Here is a 16,748-nt window from a genome sequence, read left to right as displayed (position 1 = left end):
CTATCTGCGGTTAATTTTATCCAAATTCTCTTGACTATTAACTATAGCTGCTATTAATCCTTCAAGGGAATAAGGATTTGCTTCAACATCAACTCTGTTTAAAATACTGCGGCAAGCATTTGAAGTCACTGGGCCAATGGAAGCAATGCAAATATTTTCTAAAACAGATTCGGTATGAATAGATTTAATTAATTGATAGAAACATCCCACTGTTTTCGGACTAGCAAATGTGACCACATCAATTTTACCTGCTTGAAAAGCAGTAGCAATTACAGGTGGTATTTCAGTTGTACAATTTGATTGATAAGTCGGAACAGCTTGGACTTCTGCGCCTAATAAAGTCAGTTCCTCGACAATATTTTCTCGCCCACCTGCTTCTAATTGGGGATAAAGAATTTTAGTACCTTTGAGGTGATCTCTGTTAGGAAAAGACGTAATCAGAGAATCTGAAACAAATTCTGGGGGTAAAAAATCTGCTGTTAAATTATATGCTTGCAACCGTGCTGCTGTTTTTTGCCCGACTACGGCTATTTTGATGTTAGCGAGTGTGCTTGTATTGAAACCAAAGTGAGTTAATCGCTCTAGAAAGTAATCTATGCCATTAGTTGAGGTAAAAATCAACCAATCAAATTGATTAAGGTTTGCGATCGCATCATCTAGTTTGGCATAACTTGTAGGCGGAGCAATACACAAGCAAGACATCGATAATGCAGTTGCACCCATTTGTTCGAGAAGCGCGACAAACTGATCAGACTGTTCAGCCGCGCGGGTGACAACAACTGTCACGCTACTCAAAGGTAATTTTGCAGTTTGGTTTTGCTTGGATGAATGTTGATAGTCAGCCATAAATTACAAACTAAAACCTACACTAACCTCTTAAACTTGAGATTATTTAATGCTACCAAAGACAAGGTATGATGAGCAGCGTTAATAACTCAAGCAGAAAAGTTTGTATAGGCAGGTAAGTTATCCGATATCTAAATTCCAGGGCGGAGAATTTTCTCGGCGACTTGGGGAAACCAACGTTGGAGGAAAAACAGCAGTTTGGTTTTACCGATTCGCATTTCATAGCGATCGCACCTAAAATTATGCCAGAATTCATCCGCCAATGCTGCCGGTGAAATTTTCCCTTTACCCCTACCGTGAGTCATTGGTGTATCAACTAAAGGCGCGATAATTTCAAATACTTTAATTGATGTGGTTTCCAGTTGCCAGCGCAGGGCTTTAGTGGCAATATGTAATCCGGCTTTACTACCGCAATAAACAGGCGCAGTTTGTTTCGGTACTAATCCCAAACCAGAAGAAACATTCACAATAGCCGCGTTTGGCTTAGTTAACAAATGGGGTAACATCAGTTTAATTAATTGCAATGGTGCAATTAAATTGGTGCGTAATTCTTCTTCAATTAACTCAGGGTCAATCTCTGGATTGATAAATTCATAGTTGTATTGAATCCCGGCATTGTTAATCAAGATGTTGACATTTGGATAGCGATTAACCAGATTTCGTAAAGTATTAAAATCTTGTAAATCAGCAACTTCAGTTATAATTTCCGGCAAGATTTTCTTGACTTCAGCGAGTTTCTTAGCATCACGTCCAGTAATAATCACTGTATTGTTAGCTTGAAGAAATTTTCTAGCCAATGCCAAGCCAATTCCTGATGAACCTCCAGTAATTAACACTGTATTGTTTTGAGTTGAAATAGAGGATTTCTGCACTGATAATTTAACAGCAATTGCCGCCACGAGAATTTGAGCAGCACTAAACCAATAGGGTGTAGCTGGGCTAATGTTTTGATATAACCAACCTGCTAACAAGGGGGCAATCATTCTCGCTAATGCTTGTACTGTTTGAATGTTGCTGTTGATGCGTCCTTGAATTTTTTCACCAACAGTTTTGGACATCAAGCCTATTAAAGAAGTTTCGGCTAGGGGCTGTCCAATGCCAACCAATACAATACTTGTATAGAGAACTATAACCGAGCCTGTTATGGCGAATATACCAGATAAACTAAAAGCTAATCCGGTAATTAATGCCCCAGAAAATGCCATACGGATTTCGCCCCATCGAGGCAATAACCAGGGAATAATTATTACTTGATCAATAACACTAATTACACCAAATAAGGCAAATAACGGGGCAATTTGTGGGGCTGGCCAGTTAAATTGCTCATTTGCTAAAGCAGGTAAATTAGAAATGAGGGCAAACATCGCCATATTCACCATCAAAAAGCTCAACATCAGCCAGCGCAGTTGGGGTAGTACCAAACAGGCTTGCAATTGAGTGAAGGGATTCAATTGAGCAAAATCAGGTTGAGGGGAACGCTGGTTTGGTGGTAAAGTTTCCGGCATGGCATAATATCCCCACACCAATGCAACCACAAAAACGATCGCCACAACATACACAGGCAAAGTCGGATAAATACCCGACAATACACCACTCATAACCGGGCCGATAATTAGCCCCAAAGCCATCATCCCACTCACCCAGGAAAAAGCACGAGTCCGTTGTTGAGGTGTGGTAGTATCGGCGATCGCTGCAAATGTCATACTAGCTGTACCATCGGTTAGCCCCACAATCAGCCAGCCTGCAAATAGTACAGCTAATGCGCCCCCACTGCCAAAGATAAAATATCCCAAACTAGCCCCTAAAAGGCTAATCAGCATCATCCATCGCCGCCCATAGGCATCGCTAAGATAACCAATTCCTGGCAGTGTCAAAAATTGGGCAAGTGAAAATGTAGCATATAGTAGCCCAACTTCCCACGCTGTACCGCCGTAAAGCCCCACCAATGTCGGCATAATTGGATTTAGGACTCCGAAACCCAAAAATGCCAGAAAGCCTGTGTAGAGGATAAAAGGATGTAGTTTTTTCTTCACCATTGCCCGGTTTGAGCGATCGCATTTCATAACATCTTTTTTAGATGTAATCTCAAATCATGGTGAAGTCATTAACCTATGTTAATTCGGCTGGAGAATTTTCCGAATCCGACTGAGGGACACAGGCGAAATACCCAGATAAGAGGCAATGTGATATTGCTTAACTCTGTGTTCTAAATTAGGATACTCTTGCAAAAACTTTTGATATCTGGTTGTGGCATCATCTAAAAGTAATTCTGCCTCTCGCCTCTCTTTTTTAATAAATAATGCCTCAACTAACTTATGATTCACCGCCTGCCAACATGGATGTTCTGCACATAGTTGGACATACTGGCTATAATCCGCAACTAACAATAATGAATCTTCTAAAGCGGTAATAAAAAATTGAGCAGGTTGTTTTAAAATCAGCGCACTATAGGCAGTCAAAAAATGATTTTCTGGACAAAATGATTTAGTAAATTCAGTCCCCGCCGCATCCACATAATAAAGACGAAATATCCCCGCCACCACAAATCCAATTTGACTAGGAACGTCACCCGCACGGATGAAAAACTCTCCAGTTTTGCAACTGACTGGTTGAAAGACTTGGGGTAATTTTGCCAGTTCATCCTCTGGCATCTCAACCAGAGTGCGTAAAACATAACTCAGTTGCAGATAGGGTGGAGAAAGCATGACTAATGCTGGAAGTTGTGAGAGATAATCACTCTAGCAGATGCAGGCGCAGATATAAGTAACTCGGTGGAAATAAACAAAACTATGTTATGCCAATTTAATGTGAAGTTGCACATATTTCGATCCCCCTAAATCCACGCCACTTGCTACAACGGAGGGAACCTCCGCAACGCAGTGGCTCCCCTTAAAAAGGGGGACTTTGATATATGTTTTTCCGGTTCCCCCCTTTTTAAGGGGATGCTCAAGGGGATCTGATTCTATGCAGCTTCATAAAAAATTGGTATTAGACACCACAAAACTTTTACCCCTGTGACCTGTCACCTATTACCTGTCCCCTGCTATGTGAGACAATCAAACCACAAAATATTTATGCAAAAATTCTAGTGTATGCAATGGCTCTAGGAGAAATTGCTGGGTGTAAAAATTGTGGTGGGAGTTGTTGAGAATGTCCAAGCAATTTCATGTTTTTCTGGCTCATCACAGCGCAGATAAGCCACTGGTGCGGGAAATTGCCACTAAACTCAAACAGCGTGGGTTCAAACCCTGGATTGACGAAGAACAAATTCCCCCAGGACGCTCTTTTCAGCAGGCAATTCAACAGGCAATTGACACGGTAGAAACTGCCGCCATCATTCTTGGTAAAGATGGTGTCGGACGTTGGCAAGAGTGGGAAATTGAGACATTCTTTTCTAGGTGTGTGGAAAACAAGATGATTGTCATTCCTGTTTTGCTTCCCGGTGTTGATGAAGTGCCGGAAAAGCTGCCATTTTTACGCAACCTGAGATGGATCAATTTTGATAGTCTAGATGACATAAATGCTCTGGGATTACTGATTTGGGGAATTACAGGCGAGAAACCCGAAGAAGAACTGAAGGAAAGTTCGCCATCTGAAACTAGTACTGAGAAAATTCAACCAAGTTCTTTCGATGCCGATACTTACTTTAACCAAGGGTTAGCCAAGTACAACTTAAGAGACAAGCAAGGGGCAATCTCTGACTTCAATCAAGCCATTCAAATCAAACCTGACTTTGCTCTTGCTTACATCGGTCGCGGGGTAGCCAAGTCAGACTTAGGAGACAAGCAAGGGGCGATATCTGACTACAATCAAGCCATTCATATCAAATCTGACTTTGCTGCTGCCTACTACCTTCGGGGGATAGCCAAGTCAGACCTAGGAGACAATCAAGGGGCGATATCCGACTACAATCAAGCCATTCAAATCCAACCCGACGATGCTGATGCCTACAACAATCGCGGGTTAGCCAAGTCTGAATTAGGAGACAAGCAAGGGGCGATATCCGACTACAATCAAGCCATTCAAATCAAACTTGACTTTGCTCAAGCCTACATCAATCGAGGGGTGGCCAAGTATCTTTTAGGAGACAAGCAAGGAGCAATTGCTGACTTCAATCAAGCAGCACAACTTTACTCGCAGCAGAACAAGATGAGTGATTATCAAGATGCTCTTGATCGAGTGAAAAAACTGGAAAAATCATTTTGGGAAAGGTTGTTTTCATGAAAAGAGATTTATTTTGAACTTATAGGCGTAGGTTGGGTGAAATGAAATGGAACCCAACATTTAAATAACTCAATATTGTTGGGTTTCCCTATGGCTCCACCCAACCTACTGGCGTGTCAAGGCTAAAATGTTGCAGTTTTCTTCATAGCATTTGTTGGGTTACGCTGTCTGTCGCTTCACCCAACCTACGGACTAGCATTACCAATTGGTTAAACTACTCAGACAAAAAGCGATCGCCTGCATAACACCGAGAGCGATCGCTTTTGATTTAAATAGCAATTAACACAATCTCTTACTTTTCCATTGCTAAGGAATACCGGGATAAAATTGCCTTCATTTTCAAGTTAGTCAACTGAATCACAGCTTTAATCATACTTTGCTGATCAGGCAGTAAATCTAAACTCTCTAGAGCTTGATACAAAGTATTACCAGCTTGCAATTTTTCTTTCAACTTTTCGCGTTGCGATAAATTTAAGATAGTATTAATTTCCTTATTGCGGCGTTGACGTAAAGCTTGCAATTGTTGACGTTCTTGGGGTGTAAAATCTGCTTCCGAATATGCAATCAAGTTGCTTTTTATTGGGGAAGATTGGGCGATAACTACGCCAGAGTTAGCATGAGTTTGTAGAGGTGTAGCTAACGCCATCCCAGGTATCAAGATGACAAGGACAAGAATATTAGCTAACAAAGACAGCCATTTGGGAAAGTTAATTACCATTGTGCGAAACACATAAACGAAATTTCATACTCTGCCTGTTTTAGATGATGGAATTGGAACTCAGATACCAGCATCGTCTGGAAAAATTTTAGATTCTACTTCTTTGTAAATCTAAAATTACCAATCTCAAATCCAAAACTGTTGGAACATTCACAACCAGATGGTAGCTTAGATGATTTTGCTACCTCTGTCTAGAAGGCGCACAGTAAGATACAGAACATACAGCAGATTCGATGTTTATGAGGTACAGCAACTGATCGCAAAAAGTAATGAGTAATGAATAATGAGTAATGAGTCAACAACTTACTTATTACTCACTACTTATTACTCATGGTGTACCTCAATTACTTCAAAAGTGCTGTAAGTATTTACTGAATATCTATCTCTGCCAAGCATCCCTTAAAACTATTATCGGAGATTAGGGAAACTGAAAAGATAAATCACGCTACAGAAAATAATTTCTCAAATTTACATTGAAAAATCAGATACACAATTGTTCAAAAAAGTCGAGGTTCTGAACCAGGATAATGTTGACAAATCAAACAAACTTAACATAAGAGATTTTTATGTATTTTATGCAACTAAGCTATTGACAATCAAGCAAAATAAACCATTGTTTGGTGAGCATAATTATGCCCACCGTATAAACTACTGAGACCTTTTCATTCTGTTAATTTCTTGTTGTAATTCTTCAATTTGTCGGCGTAAGTTTTCGGCTTCGCTTGCGGAAGTTTCTGAGGCAACATTTACAGCGCCTTCCGAGGGCGATCGCTGATAATTACCTCGGCGGATTTGCTGATATTCTTCTGATACTGCCCACTCCCGTAAGTAATGTATCCGTTCCACAGCAAAGGGATGGCTTAACATCATGCCCTGAGCGCCATTGTAATTCAAGAATTTATAAATTTGATTCAGTCCATCTTCATCCAATGCTTGATAATTTTCTGACTGCCGGATAAACTCTTGTAAACTACATTCATGGGCATATTTGTTACTACCGCCAGATATCTTCATCATCGAAGACATAACTGGATTTAAGTCATCAAGCACTAACAATGCCGCCCGATCTGCTGTTAATTCCGCTTTTCGCCGCCACTCAAAAAAAGCATAGATTAAAGCTTGGGTAACGAAATTACCAATACCAAAGGTCAATTCACCCAGGGCAGAAGCAGCACTCATCGCCCACATCGCCATTTGAATTAAAATAGTATGACCACATTTAATATGTCCCAGTTCATGGGCTAATACTGCCCTAATTTCGACTTCTTCCAGCAAGTCTAGTATGCCTGTGTTTATGACAATGAAAGGATTTTCTTGCCCTAAAGCATAGCTATTTGCTTGAGGATCTTGTGAGACAAACAGTGTCGGTTCTGGGTAAACGTCCAAATCCCGCACACATTCCCGAAATATCTGGTAAATAGTGGAATATTGCCTAGGCCCTACTTGGATGGTGTTACCCATTAGATAGACTAACTGCGGGCGTTCATAGACAAATTCCATGAATTTACGGGCAACTAACTCAAATCCCGGTAAATTTCGTAAAGCTTGTTCAGCTTGGCGATCAAGTGGATGCCGGAAAGCATCGCTGGAAATTCCTGTGTACGTTGGCATAATTTAATTCAGTGAACAGTTATCAGTGAACAGTGAACAGTCTAAGTTATCAGTCTAAATAACTGATAAATGAATCAGAGAAATGGGGCTAATGGAAAAATCACTTTGTATGGGATTAAAAGCGTGTGATTGAGGCAGAAGTTCATTTATCACTACATAACTTCCTGCGATCGCAGGCGGGGTTCCCTTCCTGGCCTCATCATTTGACGATGGCAAGGTTGGTAGCCCGCGCCTTGCGTCTAGGACGTAGTGCTTTAATTCAAGTCGGGGCGGCTTGTGGTTATCAAGGAAGATATCGCACCAGCTTTGTCGCATCAGCATTAATGTGGCACGGCCCTGTTATTATTGTTGCGCCAGAAACAGTGCAGCAGCGTCTGTTGCAAGTAGAAATTCCTCGCTTACAACAGTGGTTACAAGTGCAGAAGCCCATCCGCACAGGTAATACTTGGCCGAATTCTGAGTTTCAAGGGCTACTCCTAACGACTCCAGAAGCTTGGTTAAAAGGGCAATTAACTTCTGCTGATGCTTTTTTGCCAGGTGTTCCCACAATTATTGATGGTGTTGATGATTTAGAAGATTGGGTACGTCATCAACTCATTCAAGATGTGCAACCCCAAGACTGGGAAGAATTGATGTTAGCTTGTCCGCAGCAAAGGGAAGTTATTCTTTCTGCAAGAACACAACTCACCAAAGAAGTATTTCAACACCCAGCCAACCCTTATGAGTGTTATCTGATTTCCCAGCCAGAAGCAGAAATTCTGCATAATTTGTTTGCAGAATTAGAATTAGCAACTATTCCTGATGTCTGGCAAAATTTCTGGCAACAATTTCAATACATCCATGAAAATACACCACTAAATCAGCCACCCTATCTTTTTTGGACAACTATCGCCCGTCGCCAAGGTTTATTTTCTTTGCATTACACACCGATAGAATTAGCTGAAATACTGTCGCCGATTTGGCAAAGACAGCCAGTGGTGTTAATTGGTAGTGCTTTAGAACCAGAAACCGAAGCGCCTGTATTTCGCCAGCGTTTGGGTTTGGATGATGTTACTTGTCTCAAGTTCTCCTCTGATAGTCAAGCCCAAGCCATTCAACTGTATGTCCCCCATCAGTTACCTTTACCGAATACACCAGAATTTCAGCCAGCCTTTATTCACAAAGTCCGTACCTTGTTGTGTTTAAGTGCAACAGCACCAGGGTTGACTGTTGTGTTGGTGGGAGATGTCCCTCTCAAGGCGCAAGTCGGCGCAATTTTAGCTTCAGAGTTTGGTTCGCGGGTGCAGGTAGAAAAAACCTGTTTAGATGAAAATGGTATTTTAATTAGTGGTTGGGAATATTGGCGAGAACATCAACAAGTTTTACCAGCGCCACATTTGTTAATTATTGCGACTTTACCGCTACCATCTCTAGAAAATCCCCTGGTGGCTGGGAGGGTAGCTTATTACAAGCGATCGCACCAAGACTGGTTTCGAGTATACTTACTCCCGGCAGCATTGAATGAACTACAACGCGCGATCGCTCCAGTACGCGAGAATCAAGGTGTAGTAGCATTGCTCGACAGTCGAGTGATTAACCGTAGCTATGGTTCTCAAATCCTCGCAGCACTTAGCCCTCTAGCACGCATCAACTATCTTGACCCTAGTTTATTTTCTAACCCAGATGAAGAAGATTCAGCTTAAATGACAAGTGCTTAAATGACAAGTAACTATTTACATTTTGTCAACGGATAGCGATCGCATCTGAGCAAACGCTATTATCAGCTTATTCGCAGATTTTCAATAACACACACTAATTGAAATTTTGAATTACTGATTATGGGTGAAGCAAAACGTCGCAAAGAAACACTGGGAGAACAATACGGTCAAGATGAGCGTATATTGTCTTGGGTTCCCATCACCAAAAAACAATCCGAATTATTTGTGGCTTGGACGACTCGCGGAGCCTGGATTGGTATTGGTACAATGGTTGCTGCTTGGGTAACTATCCGTTTTATCGGCCCCGCCTTCGGTTGGTGGCAAGTTCTAGATTAATCCAGTTCAGCATAGTAGGTTGGGTTGACGTAAGGAAACCCAACTATGATCATTTTTTGATATAAATTATCTTTATAAAAGCACTTCTTTATCTGGAATATAATTAGCAATTATTAATCAAGCTAACTTTTATTTTATTTCCAACATTCTACTTTTAAATTTCTCACTAGATTCATTTGCCTAAAATCACTATCTTGTGAAACTATAATTGCATTATGTTGAATTGCCGTACAAGCAATCCATAAATCGTTATCATATATTCCTGCTTCCGATAGTTTATATTTTCTGCGCTTATTTTTTTCTTTTGGTGCAAACTTGTCAAATAATTCTGCTTTAAATTCTCCGTAAATTTCCCCAGTAGTTTTGTCTAAAGGATAAATCTCTGCTATTAGAGCTGCAATAAATTTTTCTATTTCTTTTAAATTTTCTTCTTTTCTCTGAGAATTTTTCGCCATCATGATCAATTCTCCGTAAATAGTTGTGTTGATGGCTAATTTGTCTGATTCGTTGAGGCTAGAAATTTTTTGTATGACTTGCTCATCTCTATTAATTATGTAGCTACAATGATTCGTATCTATTAAATACACCACACCCTCAATTTCGTCTCATCTCATTGATCAATTCTAAACACTCCTCAAAATCATCACCTTGCCAACCCGATGAACTTTCAAGATATTTTTGTAAATTGGCAACGGTTGGCTTAGATTCAGAAAATTTTGTGTCTTTAATTCTGTTAATATCCCATAATATAGCCTTAGTTGTGACAATTATTTTTTTGACAAGTGGTTTGTATTGAGCTTCTATTTCCTGTTCTAGATTCTCAAACACTTGAAGTAAGGATAATATAGGTCTGAAAAACCTATATATTTCTTTTTCTTCCAAATAGATATAACATTCTTCTATTGCTTTAAGAAATATTTTTACGGCTTTCAGATGGTTAGTGAAAAATTTTTGAAAGTCTCTTATTTCTTTTGTTTCATGGTTAAGATATTTATCTGCACCTTCTATTAGATATCCAACCTCGCAAAGGTAATATTTCCATTTACAGCTATTTTGAAGTCTTAAAAGTTCTTGAAATAAGGAGTGTTCATTATTTAAAACTTCCCCTAATAAAATTATTATGTTGTGTAGAATATTATAAAGATTTTCATAAAATTCGCTATATTCGCTATTTTTCTTGACTTTTTTGGTTTTTACTTTTTCTTTTATCAAGTTTTCTATACAGAAAAAATTTCTTTTAATTTCTTCTAAAATTCTGACATTACTCTTTATTTGAAAATCAGATTCTAATTTATGTATAATTTGATTTAAAGCATAATCATCTGCTGTATCTTCAGCTATTTGAGTCAAAATATTTTGGATTGCCTTTGACATAATTACCTTCCTCACAAGGTAGGTGATTGCTGAAAAAATAATTGTAGGATGGATTAACCACCCTACCTCAATTTTATAACAAGACTTTCATCAGCATTGTCTTGTCTATACCTATTCACATTGGGATAGCAAACTAGATATCTAGATTGTCAATTCGCTTTTCTAAATATTGACCTATCATTAACTGCTCACCAGAGCGAGAGATAATTGTTTGTCTGGTGCGATATTTATTCCCAATTAACTTTAATTCTTCCTCAAACACTGAGCCATTATACTCAGTTCGCAAGCACAGAGTTTCCGAATTAGGAAAATGATATTCGGCGGTGATGGGTTTGGATGTGGCAAAACCGCGATCGCGGTACAAAATATTTCCTAATACACCAAATAATGTCGAACCTTGAGATTCTTGTCTACCCTTTAGTTTATCTGTACTATTCCAAATTACTTCTGCACCACAAATCAAACTAACCATATCAGGTAACTCATGCAGTTGTGCCAGCTTTTGTAATTCAGCGCATCCTTGGTCTAAAAACCGAATGGTAATCATACTCACCATTTCTTTGGTTTCACCTTCTGGCAAAGTATAGTAGCGTCTTTCTGATCGCCACTGACCGGCTGATTTTTGGAAAAATTCTGTAATTTCGGCTTCGTTAGCGGTTTGAGTCAGTCTTAGCGGTGATGTCACTCGTTATTGTCCTCGTCTATCCTAAAAAATAGCGTTTGTTCATATACTACATGGTGACAAAAGACAATTACAGTTTAGATTTTTTAATCTATCTCATAAATACTCAGACTTGCCGATTGCTTTTTTAGCAGCTTTGTTAGTATATATTAGGTATACTTAGTAAAACTAAATATAGTTATTTCACCATTGCTAATGCCAAAATTCTGGCAAGAACTAGCACAAAATTTGATTTGTCAAAATCTTCATATCTAAGGCTTATGGTCAAGATATGAGGAAAACATAGCTTTATCTGAATTCTATTGCAGATAAAACCGTTATACATCTGCACAAGCAGGGAGGATATTTTTGTGAAACTTTTATTTAGTAAAAGTAGTAAAAATTGACACAAAAAGATATGTCTCAACATTAATTTATTATCAATGCTTCTATCTAGAGACATATATTCAGAATGGCTTGAGTATAAAAGGCTGCTATTTTCGGAAAAACTTTATATATAAGCAAAATCAATCATTTGCCACCCACAACCGCAAAAATCGATGAAACAGCAAACCTACATAGCTCAAATCCCAGTGATGAATAGCCAGTTAGATTTAACCGCCAATATTTACGCAGAAAACCCAATCAACAAACGGATGTTTCCTGACAGTAAAACCAAGAAATTCATATCATTGTTTGCTTGTTTATTCACCACAGGATTACTTTCAGCTAGTTGTGCATCCCTACCGAAAGAAGCAGCCGAAGCACAGTCACAACAACGTCGAGGCGGACAACAAGGTGGTGCGACACCTGTAGATGTAGCGATCGCCCGGACAGATACACTGGAAAAACAGCCAGAATATACAGGTACAACCATTCCCTTTCGGATAGTATCGCTGCGATCGCAAGTAGAAGCGCGGCTATTATCCTTAAATGTAGATGTTGGCGATCGGGTTAGCAAGGGGCAGAACATCGGCCAGTTAGATGATGCCTTGCTGTTAACAGATTTAAAACAAGCCGAAGCCGAACTCGCCGCCCAAAAATCAGATGTAGCCAGAGCCGAAACCCAGGTAAGTAACGCCCGTGCAGAAGTAGAAAGACTGCGGTTACAAATGGTGCAGGCACAAGCCGACTCCGAAAGACAACAAAAATTATACAGAGAAGGTGCGATCGCCGAGCAAACTGCCGAACAAGCAGGTACTCAAGCCCAAACCGCCGCCCAAGCTTTACGAGCTGCTACTGAGCAAGTCCGCACAGAACAACAAGCCGTCGCCGCAGCCCAAGGCAGAGTCTTGGCACAACAAGCAGTGGTGGCTCAAGCCAAAGAACGCCGTTCTTACTCCCGACTAGTTTCCCCCATCAGTGGCGTAGTCACAAGCAAAGTTACAGAACCGGGCAACCTGTTGCAAGCAGGCGGTGAAGTGATCCAAATTGGTGACTTTAGCCGCGTCAAAGTCGTCGTCCAAGTTTCCGAATTAGAACTCGCAAAAATTAGACCAGGGCAATCAGTACAAGTACGGTTAGATGCCTTTCCCCAACGAAGCTTAACAGGTAGAGTCATCCGCATATCTCCCACCGCCGATGCCACAGCAAGGCTCATCCCCGTAGAAGTAGAAGTTCCCAACAGTAACGGCAATATTGGTAGCGGACTGTTAGCCAGAGTTAACTTTGAAAACCAAACCCAACCGCGAGTTGTCGTTTCGCAAACCGCCATTCAAAAACCAGCCACAGACAAACAACCTGCTGAAAACCAAACAGATGGCACTATATTTGTCCTGACAGACACCCCAGGACAACCAAAAGTAACAGCGCGTACCGTCACCTTGGGGAAAAAAGCTGATGGCAAAGTAGAAATTTTATCAGGTTTAAAACCAGGAGAACGCTACGTAGTTCGCAGTGGTAGACCTTTAAAACCAGGAAACCCTGTCCGTCTTTCAATTCTCTCCGAAACAGACGAATCAAATTCTACACAACCCAGAACTAGAAATTAAGAATTTAGATTTGGAGTGCAATCATTCATGCAGCAAGTCCAGAAAAGTGGCGGGTTTAGTATCAGCGCCATCTCAATACGTCAACACATTGGTACGCTCATGCTTACCTTGGCAGTAATTATTATGGGTGTCTTTTTTATCGTTAAGCTGCCCGTAGATTTACTCCCATCAATTACCTATCCCCGGATTGGGGTGCGGATACAAGCACCAGGAATTTCCCCAGAAGTAGCAATTGATGAAGTCACCAAGCCTTTAGAAGAAGCTTTTTCTGCAACTGAAGGTGTATTGCAAGTATTTTCCCAAACCCGTGAAGGGCAAATCAGTTTAGATTTATACTTTCAACCGGGAGGCAATATTGACCAAGCCTTAAACGATGCGACAGCAGCCTTTAACCGCGCCAGAGGGACTTTACCAGATACCTTAGAATCACCACGCATATTCAAAGTAGATCCTTCCCAGTTACCTGTTTATGAAATGGCACTAACTTCACCTGCTTTACAAGGTGTAGATTTACGTGTTTTTGCCGAAGAAGAACTCGCCCGTGAACTGGGTGTTGTTCCTGGGGTAGCTGGGGTAGATGTTTCGGGAGGAGTCCCGGAAGAAGTCAGAGTCAACATTGATTTAGACCGCCTACAAGCCTTGGGTGTAGGTTTAACGGATGTTTTAGATGAATTAAGAGACCGTAACCAAGATATTTCCGGCGGTCGTATTTTAGGGCAGAATTCTGAACCATTAACTCGGACTGTCGGGAGGTTTCGCAGTGCAGAAGAATTGCGAAATTTATCCTTTGAAGTATCTGCCGCTAACACGAGTAATACTCAATCAACAGTTCCGACTCGCCGTGTTTATCTGCGAGACTTTGCCGAAGTGATAGACGGCTCAGAATTGCAAAGGGTTTTCGTTTCTTTGAATGGTGAACCAGCCGTCAGAATTAGTGTTCAAAAACAACCAGATGCTAATACCATCAACGTGGTTGATAATGTGAAAAAACGCCTAGAAGAACTGCGCCAGTCTGGCGTGATTCCTGAAGGAACAGTAATTACCGCAACTTTGGACGAATCAAAGTTTATTCGTAATTCTATTTCTAATGTTACAAGTTCGGGGTTAATTGGGACAGGGCTGGCAGCGATCGCAGTTCTCCTGTTTTTAGGTTCTCTACGGCAAACCTTTATCATTGTCCTGGCTATCCCTCTAGCCACCCTCGCCGCAATTATCTTGATGGGGTTGTTTGGCTTATCCATCAACGTTTTTAGTTTGGGTGGTTTAGCCTTGGGTGTGGGTATTGTGGTGGATAATTCCATCGTGATGTTAGAGAATATTGCCGAAGGTGCGGGTATGACACCAGGCAAAAGTAACCGAAGCAAATTAAACCAGCAACAATTAATTAATCAATCAGAACAAAGTAGCCGCGAAGTCGAATCAGCCTTAATCGCTTCTACTAGTACCAACTTAGTCGCAGTATTACCATTTCTGCTGATTGGTGGATTTATCGCCCTGCTATTTAATGAATTAATTTTGACAATTAGCTTTTCCGTCGCAGCTTCGATTTTAATTGCCGTTACCGTTGTGCCGATGATGGCATCTCGAATGCTGGGATGGAAATTTTCGAGCCGTTTGAGTGAATTTTGGCTGCTCAAAGAATTTAATCGCCGCTTTGATGCTGCCACCAGAGGATATGGCGGCTTTTTAAGTATGATATTACGCTGGCGGATAGTTACAGTTGCGATCGCCCTCCTCTTATTCGGTGGCGGTAGTTTGTGGATGGCTCCCCAAATTCCCCAAGAAATCCTCCCCAGAATTAATACCGGACAAGCTAACTTAAACGCTCAGTTTCCTCCGGGTACACCCTTGGAAACTAACATCAAAGTCATGAATGCGGTAGATGAACTTCTTCGCAACCAACCAGAAACAGAATATATCTTTTCCACATCTGGCGGAGCCTTATTTGGCAACACCACCAACGCCAACCCTTTACGCGGTACTAGCAACATTACCCTCAAACCTGGTACAAATGTCGAAGCTTATGTGGAACGAGTCACCCAAGAACTTGACAAACTAAACTTAGCCGGAATTCGCCTGCGCCTTTCACCCGGACAAGTGCGGGGTTTGATTCTCAATAACTCCCCTGTGCGTGGTGCAGACGTTGACGTAATTTTGCAAGGAAACGACCCAGAAACCTTACAACAAGCCGGTCGTCAAGTCTTAGCCGCCTTAGAAGAACAAGCTACCCTCGCCAGATTTCGTCCCGATGCCGATGAACGCCAGCCAGAAATTCAAATTCTGCCAGACTGGGAGCGCGTTTCTGCCTTGGGTTTAACCACTACAGATATTGGCGATACAATTCAAACTGCCCTAGAAGGTAGCGTTCCTACCCAATTACAACGCGGCAACCGCTTAGTTGATGTCCGCGTCAAGTTAAATGAAACAGATGTGCAAGCCCCATCTCAATTAGAAAGATTACCGTTATTTGTTGATAATAATCACCAAGTCCGCTTAAGTGATGTTGCCAAAATTGTGGAAGGGCAAGCACCCGGAGAAATTCAGCGTATCAACCAGCGTCAAGTTGTTATCTTTGCTGGTAATTTAACCGAAGGTGCGAGTTTAAGCCAAGCCATAGAACAGGTGAGAAACGTAATTAATAATCTTGATTTACCAGAAGGTGTAAGTGTCTTACCTAGCGCCGCCGCCGAATCAAATCAACAACTCCAAAGTTCACTGCAACTATTAGGTGGATTAGCAACATTTCTAGTATTTGTAGTCATGGCAGTGCAGTACAATTCCCTCATCGACCCTTTGGTAATTATGTTTACCATTCCGTTAGCATTAGCTGGGGGAATTTTCGGTCTGTATATCACTCAAACTGCTATTGGTGCCACAGTGATAGTTGGTGCTGTGTTACTGGTCGGTATTGTAGTGAACAATGCCATCATCATGGTTGAGTTAGCTAACCAACTTCGAGAAAAAGACAACATCGACCGCAAAACAGCAATTTTACAAGCTGCACCTCAACGTTTACGTCCTGTACTCATGACCACCATTACCACCGTGTTAGGGATGTTTCCCTTAGCATTGGGAATTGGTGAAGGCGCAGAATTTTTACAACCCTTGGGCGTAGTTGTGTTTTCTGGCTTATCCTTAGCGACTGTATTAACGCTGTTTATTATTCCGTGTTTTTACACGCTGCTGCACGATATCTTAGATTTCGGATGGCTCAAGACAATACTCATCAAGTTTGATAAGTTGAAGAACAGGTATTACTAATTTTGCCATCAATCAAAGTTCGTTAATCT

13 protein-coding genes are annotated in these 16,748 nt (G+C 41.0%); 5 read left to right on the top strand and 8 right to left on the bottom strand.

Annotated features, from left to right (window positions below):
* From H6G79_RS10260 to H6G79_RS10250, 3 genes are all read right to left on the bottom strand, one after another.
* Nucleotides 1–846 carry a uroporphyrinogen-III synthase gene (locus H6G79_RS10260; RefSeq protein WP_190589061.1) on the bottom strand — a complete coding sequence of 282 codons (846 nt, stop codon included), beginning with the start codon at nt 844–846 and terminating at the stop codon, nt 1–3.
* 131 nt (nt 847–977) lie between these two features.
* Nucleotides 978–2,909, bottom strand: coding sequence for an MFS transporter (locus H6G79_RS10255; protein ID WP_190589063.1), 1,932 nt, complete (start codon nt 2,907–2,909; stop codon nt 978–980).
* 51 nt (nt 2,910–2,960) lie between these two features.
* The gene (locus H6G79_RS10250; protein WP_190589065.1) at nt 2,961–3,551 is read right to left on the bottom strand and encodes a Crp/Fnr family transcriptional regulator; all 591 of its coding nucleotides are present in this window, start codon (nt 3,549–3,551) and stop codon (nt 2,961–2,963) included.
* A gap of 445 nt (nt 3,552–3,996) precedes the next feature.
* On the opposite strand from H6G79_RS10250, the gene H6G79_RS10245 reads away from it, so the two are divergent.
* Entirely contained in the window at nt 3,997–5,070 is a 1,074-nt protein-coding gene (locus H6G79_RS10245) for a tetratricopeptide repeat protein (RefSeq protein WP_190589067.1), read from the top strand.
* Nucleotides 5,071–5,362: 292 nt separating this feature from the next.
* Here the strand turns inward: H6G79_RS10245 and H6G79_RS10240 are convergent, their stop codons facing one another.
* Together H6G79_RS10240 and H6G79_RS10235 are read right to left on the bottom strand one after the other, a co-directional pair.
* A complete protein-coding gene (locus tag H6G79_RS10240; protein WP_190589069.1) occupies nt 5,363–5,788 on the bottom strand; it encodes a hypothetical protein in 426 nt (141 codons plus the stop codon).
* Nucleotides 5,789–6,436: 648 nt separating this feature from the next.
* The gene (locus H6G79_RS10235) at nt 6,437–7,399 is read right to left on the bottom strand and encodes a M48 family metallopeptidase (protein ID WP_190589071.1); all 963 of its coding nucleotides are present in this window, start codon (nt 7,397–7,399) and stop codon (nt 6,437–6,439) included.
* 125 nt (nt 7,400–7,524) lie between these two features.
* On the opposite strand from H6G79_RS10235, the gene H6G79_RS10230 reads away from it, so the two are divergent.
* Together H6G79_RS10230 and H6G79_RS10225 are read left to right on the top strand one after the other, a co-directional pair.
* Nucleotides 7,525–9,081 (top strand): helicase C-terminal domain-containing protein, encoded by a 1,557-nt coding sequence (locus tag H6G79_RS10230; RefSeq protein ID WP_190589072.1) that lies wholly within the window; start codon nt 7,525–7,527, stop codon nt 9,079–9,081.
* A gap of 135 nt (nt 9,082–9,216) precedes the next feature.
* Nucleotides 9,217–9,432 (top strand): DUF2839 domain-containing protein, encoded by a 216-nt coding sequence (locus H6G79_RS10225; protein WP_190589074.1) that lies wholly within the window; start codon nt 9,217–9,219, stop codon nt 9,430–9,432.
* A gap of 134 nt (nt 9,433–9,566) precedes the next feature.
* On the opposite strand, the gene H6G79_RS10220 is transcribed toward H6G79_RS10225, so the two are convergent.
* The 3 genes from H6G79_RS10220 to H6G79_RS10210 all read right to left on the bottom strand — a co-directional run bounded on the left by H6G79_RS10220 (nt 9,567) and on the right by H6G79_RS10210 (nt 11,491).
* Nucleotides 9,567–10,019, bottom strand: a complete 453-nt coding sequence (locus H6G79_RS10220; protein WP_190589334.1) for a PIN domain-containing protein — start codon at nt 10,017–10,019, stop codon at nt 9,567–9,569.
* A 7-nt stretch (nt 10,020–10,026) separates the two neighbouring features.
* Nucleotides 10,027–10,806, bottom strand: a complete 780-nt coding sequence (locus tag H6G79_RS10215; RefSeq protein ID WP_190589076.1) for a hypothetical protein — start codon at nt 10,804–10,806, stop codon at nt 10,027–10,029.
* A 133-nt stretch (nt 10,807–10,939) separates the two neighbouring features.
* Nucleotides 10,940–11,491 (bottom strand): phycobiliprotein lyase, encoded by a 552-nt coding sequence (locus tag H6G79_RS10210; protein ID WP_190589078.1) that lies wholly within the window; start codon nt 11,489–11,491, stop codon nt 10,940–10,942.
* Nucleotides 11,492–12,123: 632 nt separating this feature from the next.
* Here H6G79_RS10210 and H6G79_RS10205 point away from each other — a divergent pair.
* A complete protein-coding gene (locus H6G79_RS10205; RefSeq protein ID WP_396019792.1) occupies nt 12,124–13,458 on the top strand; it encodes an efflux RND transporter periplasmic adaptor subunit in 1,335 nt (444 codons plus the stop codon).
* A 27-nt stretch (nt 13,459–13,485) separates the two neighbouring features.
* Nucleotides 13,486–16,719 carry an efflux RND transporter permease subunit gene (locus tag H6G79_RS10200; protein WP_190589082.1) on the top strand — a complete coding sequence of 1,078 codons (3,234 nt, stop codon included), beginning with the start codon at nt 13,486–13,488 and terminating at the stop codon, nt 16,717–16,719.
* The last annotated feature ends 29 nt before the right edge of the window (nt 16,720–16,748 follow it).

This window comes from Anabaena sp. FACHB-83, from assembly GCF_014697485.1.
GTDB lineage: Bacteria > Cyanobacteriota > Cyanobacteriia > Cyanobacteriales > Nostocaceae > Nostoc_B.
The sequence above is the reverse complement of the archived record's forward strand: the minus strand, read 5'-3'. Positions and strand labels throughout refer to the sequence as shown.

Bases quoted from the DNA above. Each gene is read 5' to 3' on its own strand.
- H6G79_RS10260 (WP_190589061.1), bottom strand. From the start codon at position 846: ATGGCTGACTATCAACATTCATCCAAGCAAAACCAAACTGCAAAATTA.
- H6G79_RS10255 (WP_190589063.1), bottom strand. From the start codon at position 2,909: ATGAAATGCGATCGCTCAAACCGGGCAATGGTGAAGAAAAAACTACAT.
- H6G79_RS10250 (WP_190589065.1), bottom strand. From the start codon at position 3,551: ATGCTTTCTCCACCCTATCTGCAACTGAGTTATGTTTTACGCACTCTG.
- H6G79_RS10245 (WP_190589067.1), top strand. From the start codon at position 3,997: ATGTCCAAGCAATTTCATGTTTTTCTGGCTCATCACAGCGCAGATAAG.
- H6G79_RS10240 (WP_190589069.1), bottom strand. From the start codon at position 5,788: ATGGTAATTAACTTTCCCAAATGGCTGTCTTTGTTAGCTAATATTCTT.
- H6G79_RS10235 (WP_190589071.1), bottom strand. From the start codon at position 7,399: ATGCCAACGTACACAGGAATTTCCAGCGATGCTTTCCGGCATCCACTT.
- H6G79_RS10225 (WP_190589074.1), top strand. From the start codon at position 9,217: ATGGGTGAAGCAAAACGTCGCAAAGAAACACTGGGAGAACAATACGGT.
- H6G79_RS10215 (WP_190589076.1), bottom strand. From the start codon at position 10,806: ATGTCAAAGGCAATCCAAAATATTTTGACTCAAATAGCTGAAGATACA.
- H6G79_RS10205 (WP_396019792.1), top strand. From the start codon at position 12,124: ATGTTTCCTGACAGTAAAACCAAGAAATTCATATCATTGTTTGCTTGT.
- H6G79_RS10200 (WP_190589082.1), top strand. From the start codon at position 13,486: ATGCAGCAAGTCCAGAAAAGTGGCGGGTTTAGTATCAGCGCCATCTCA.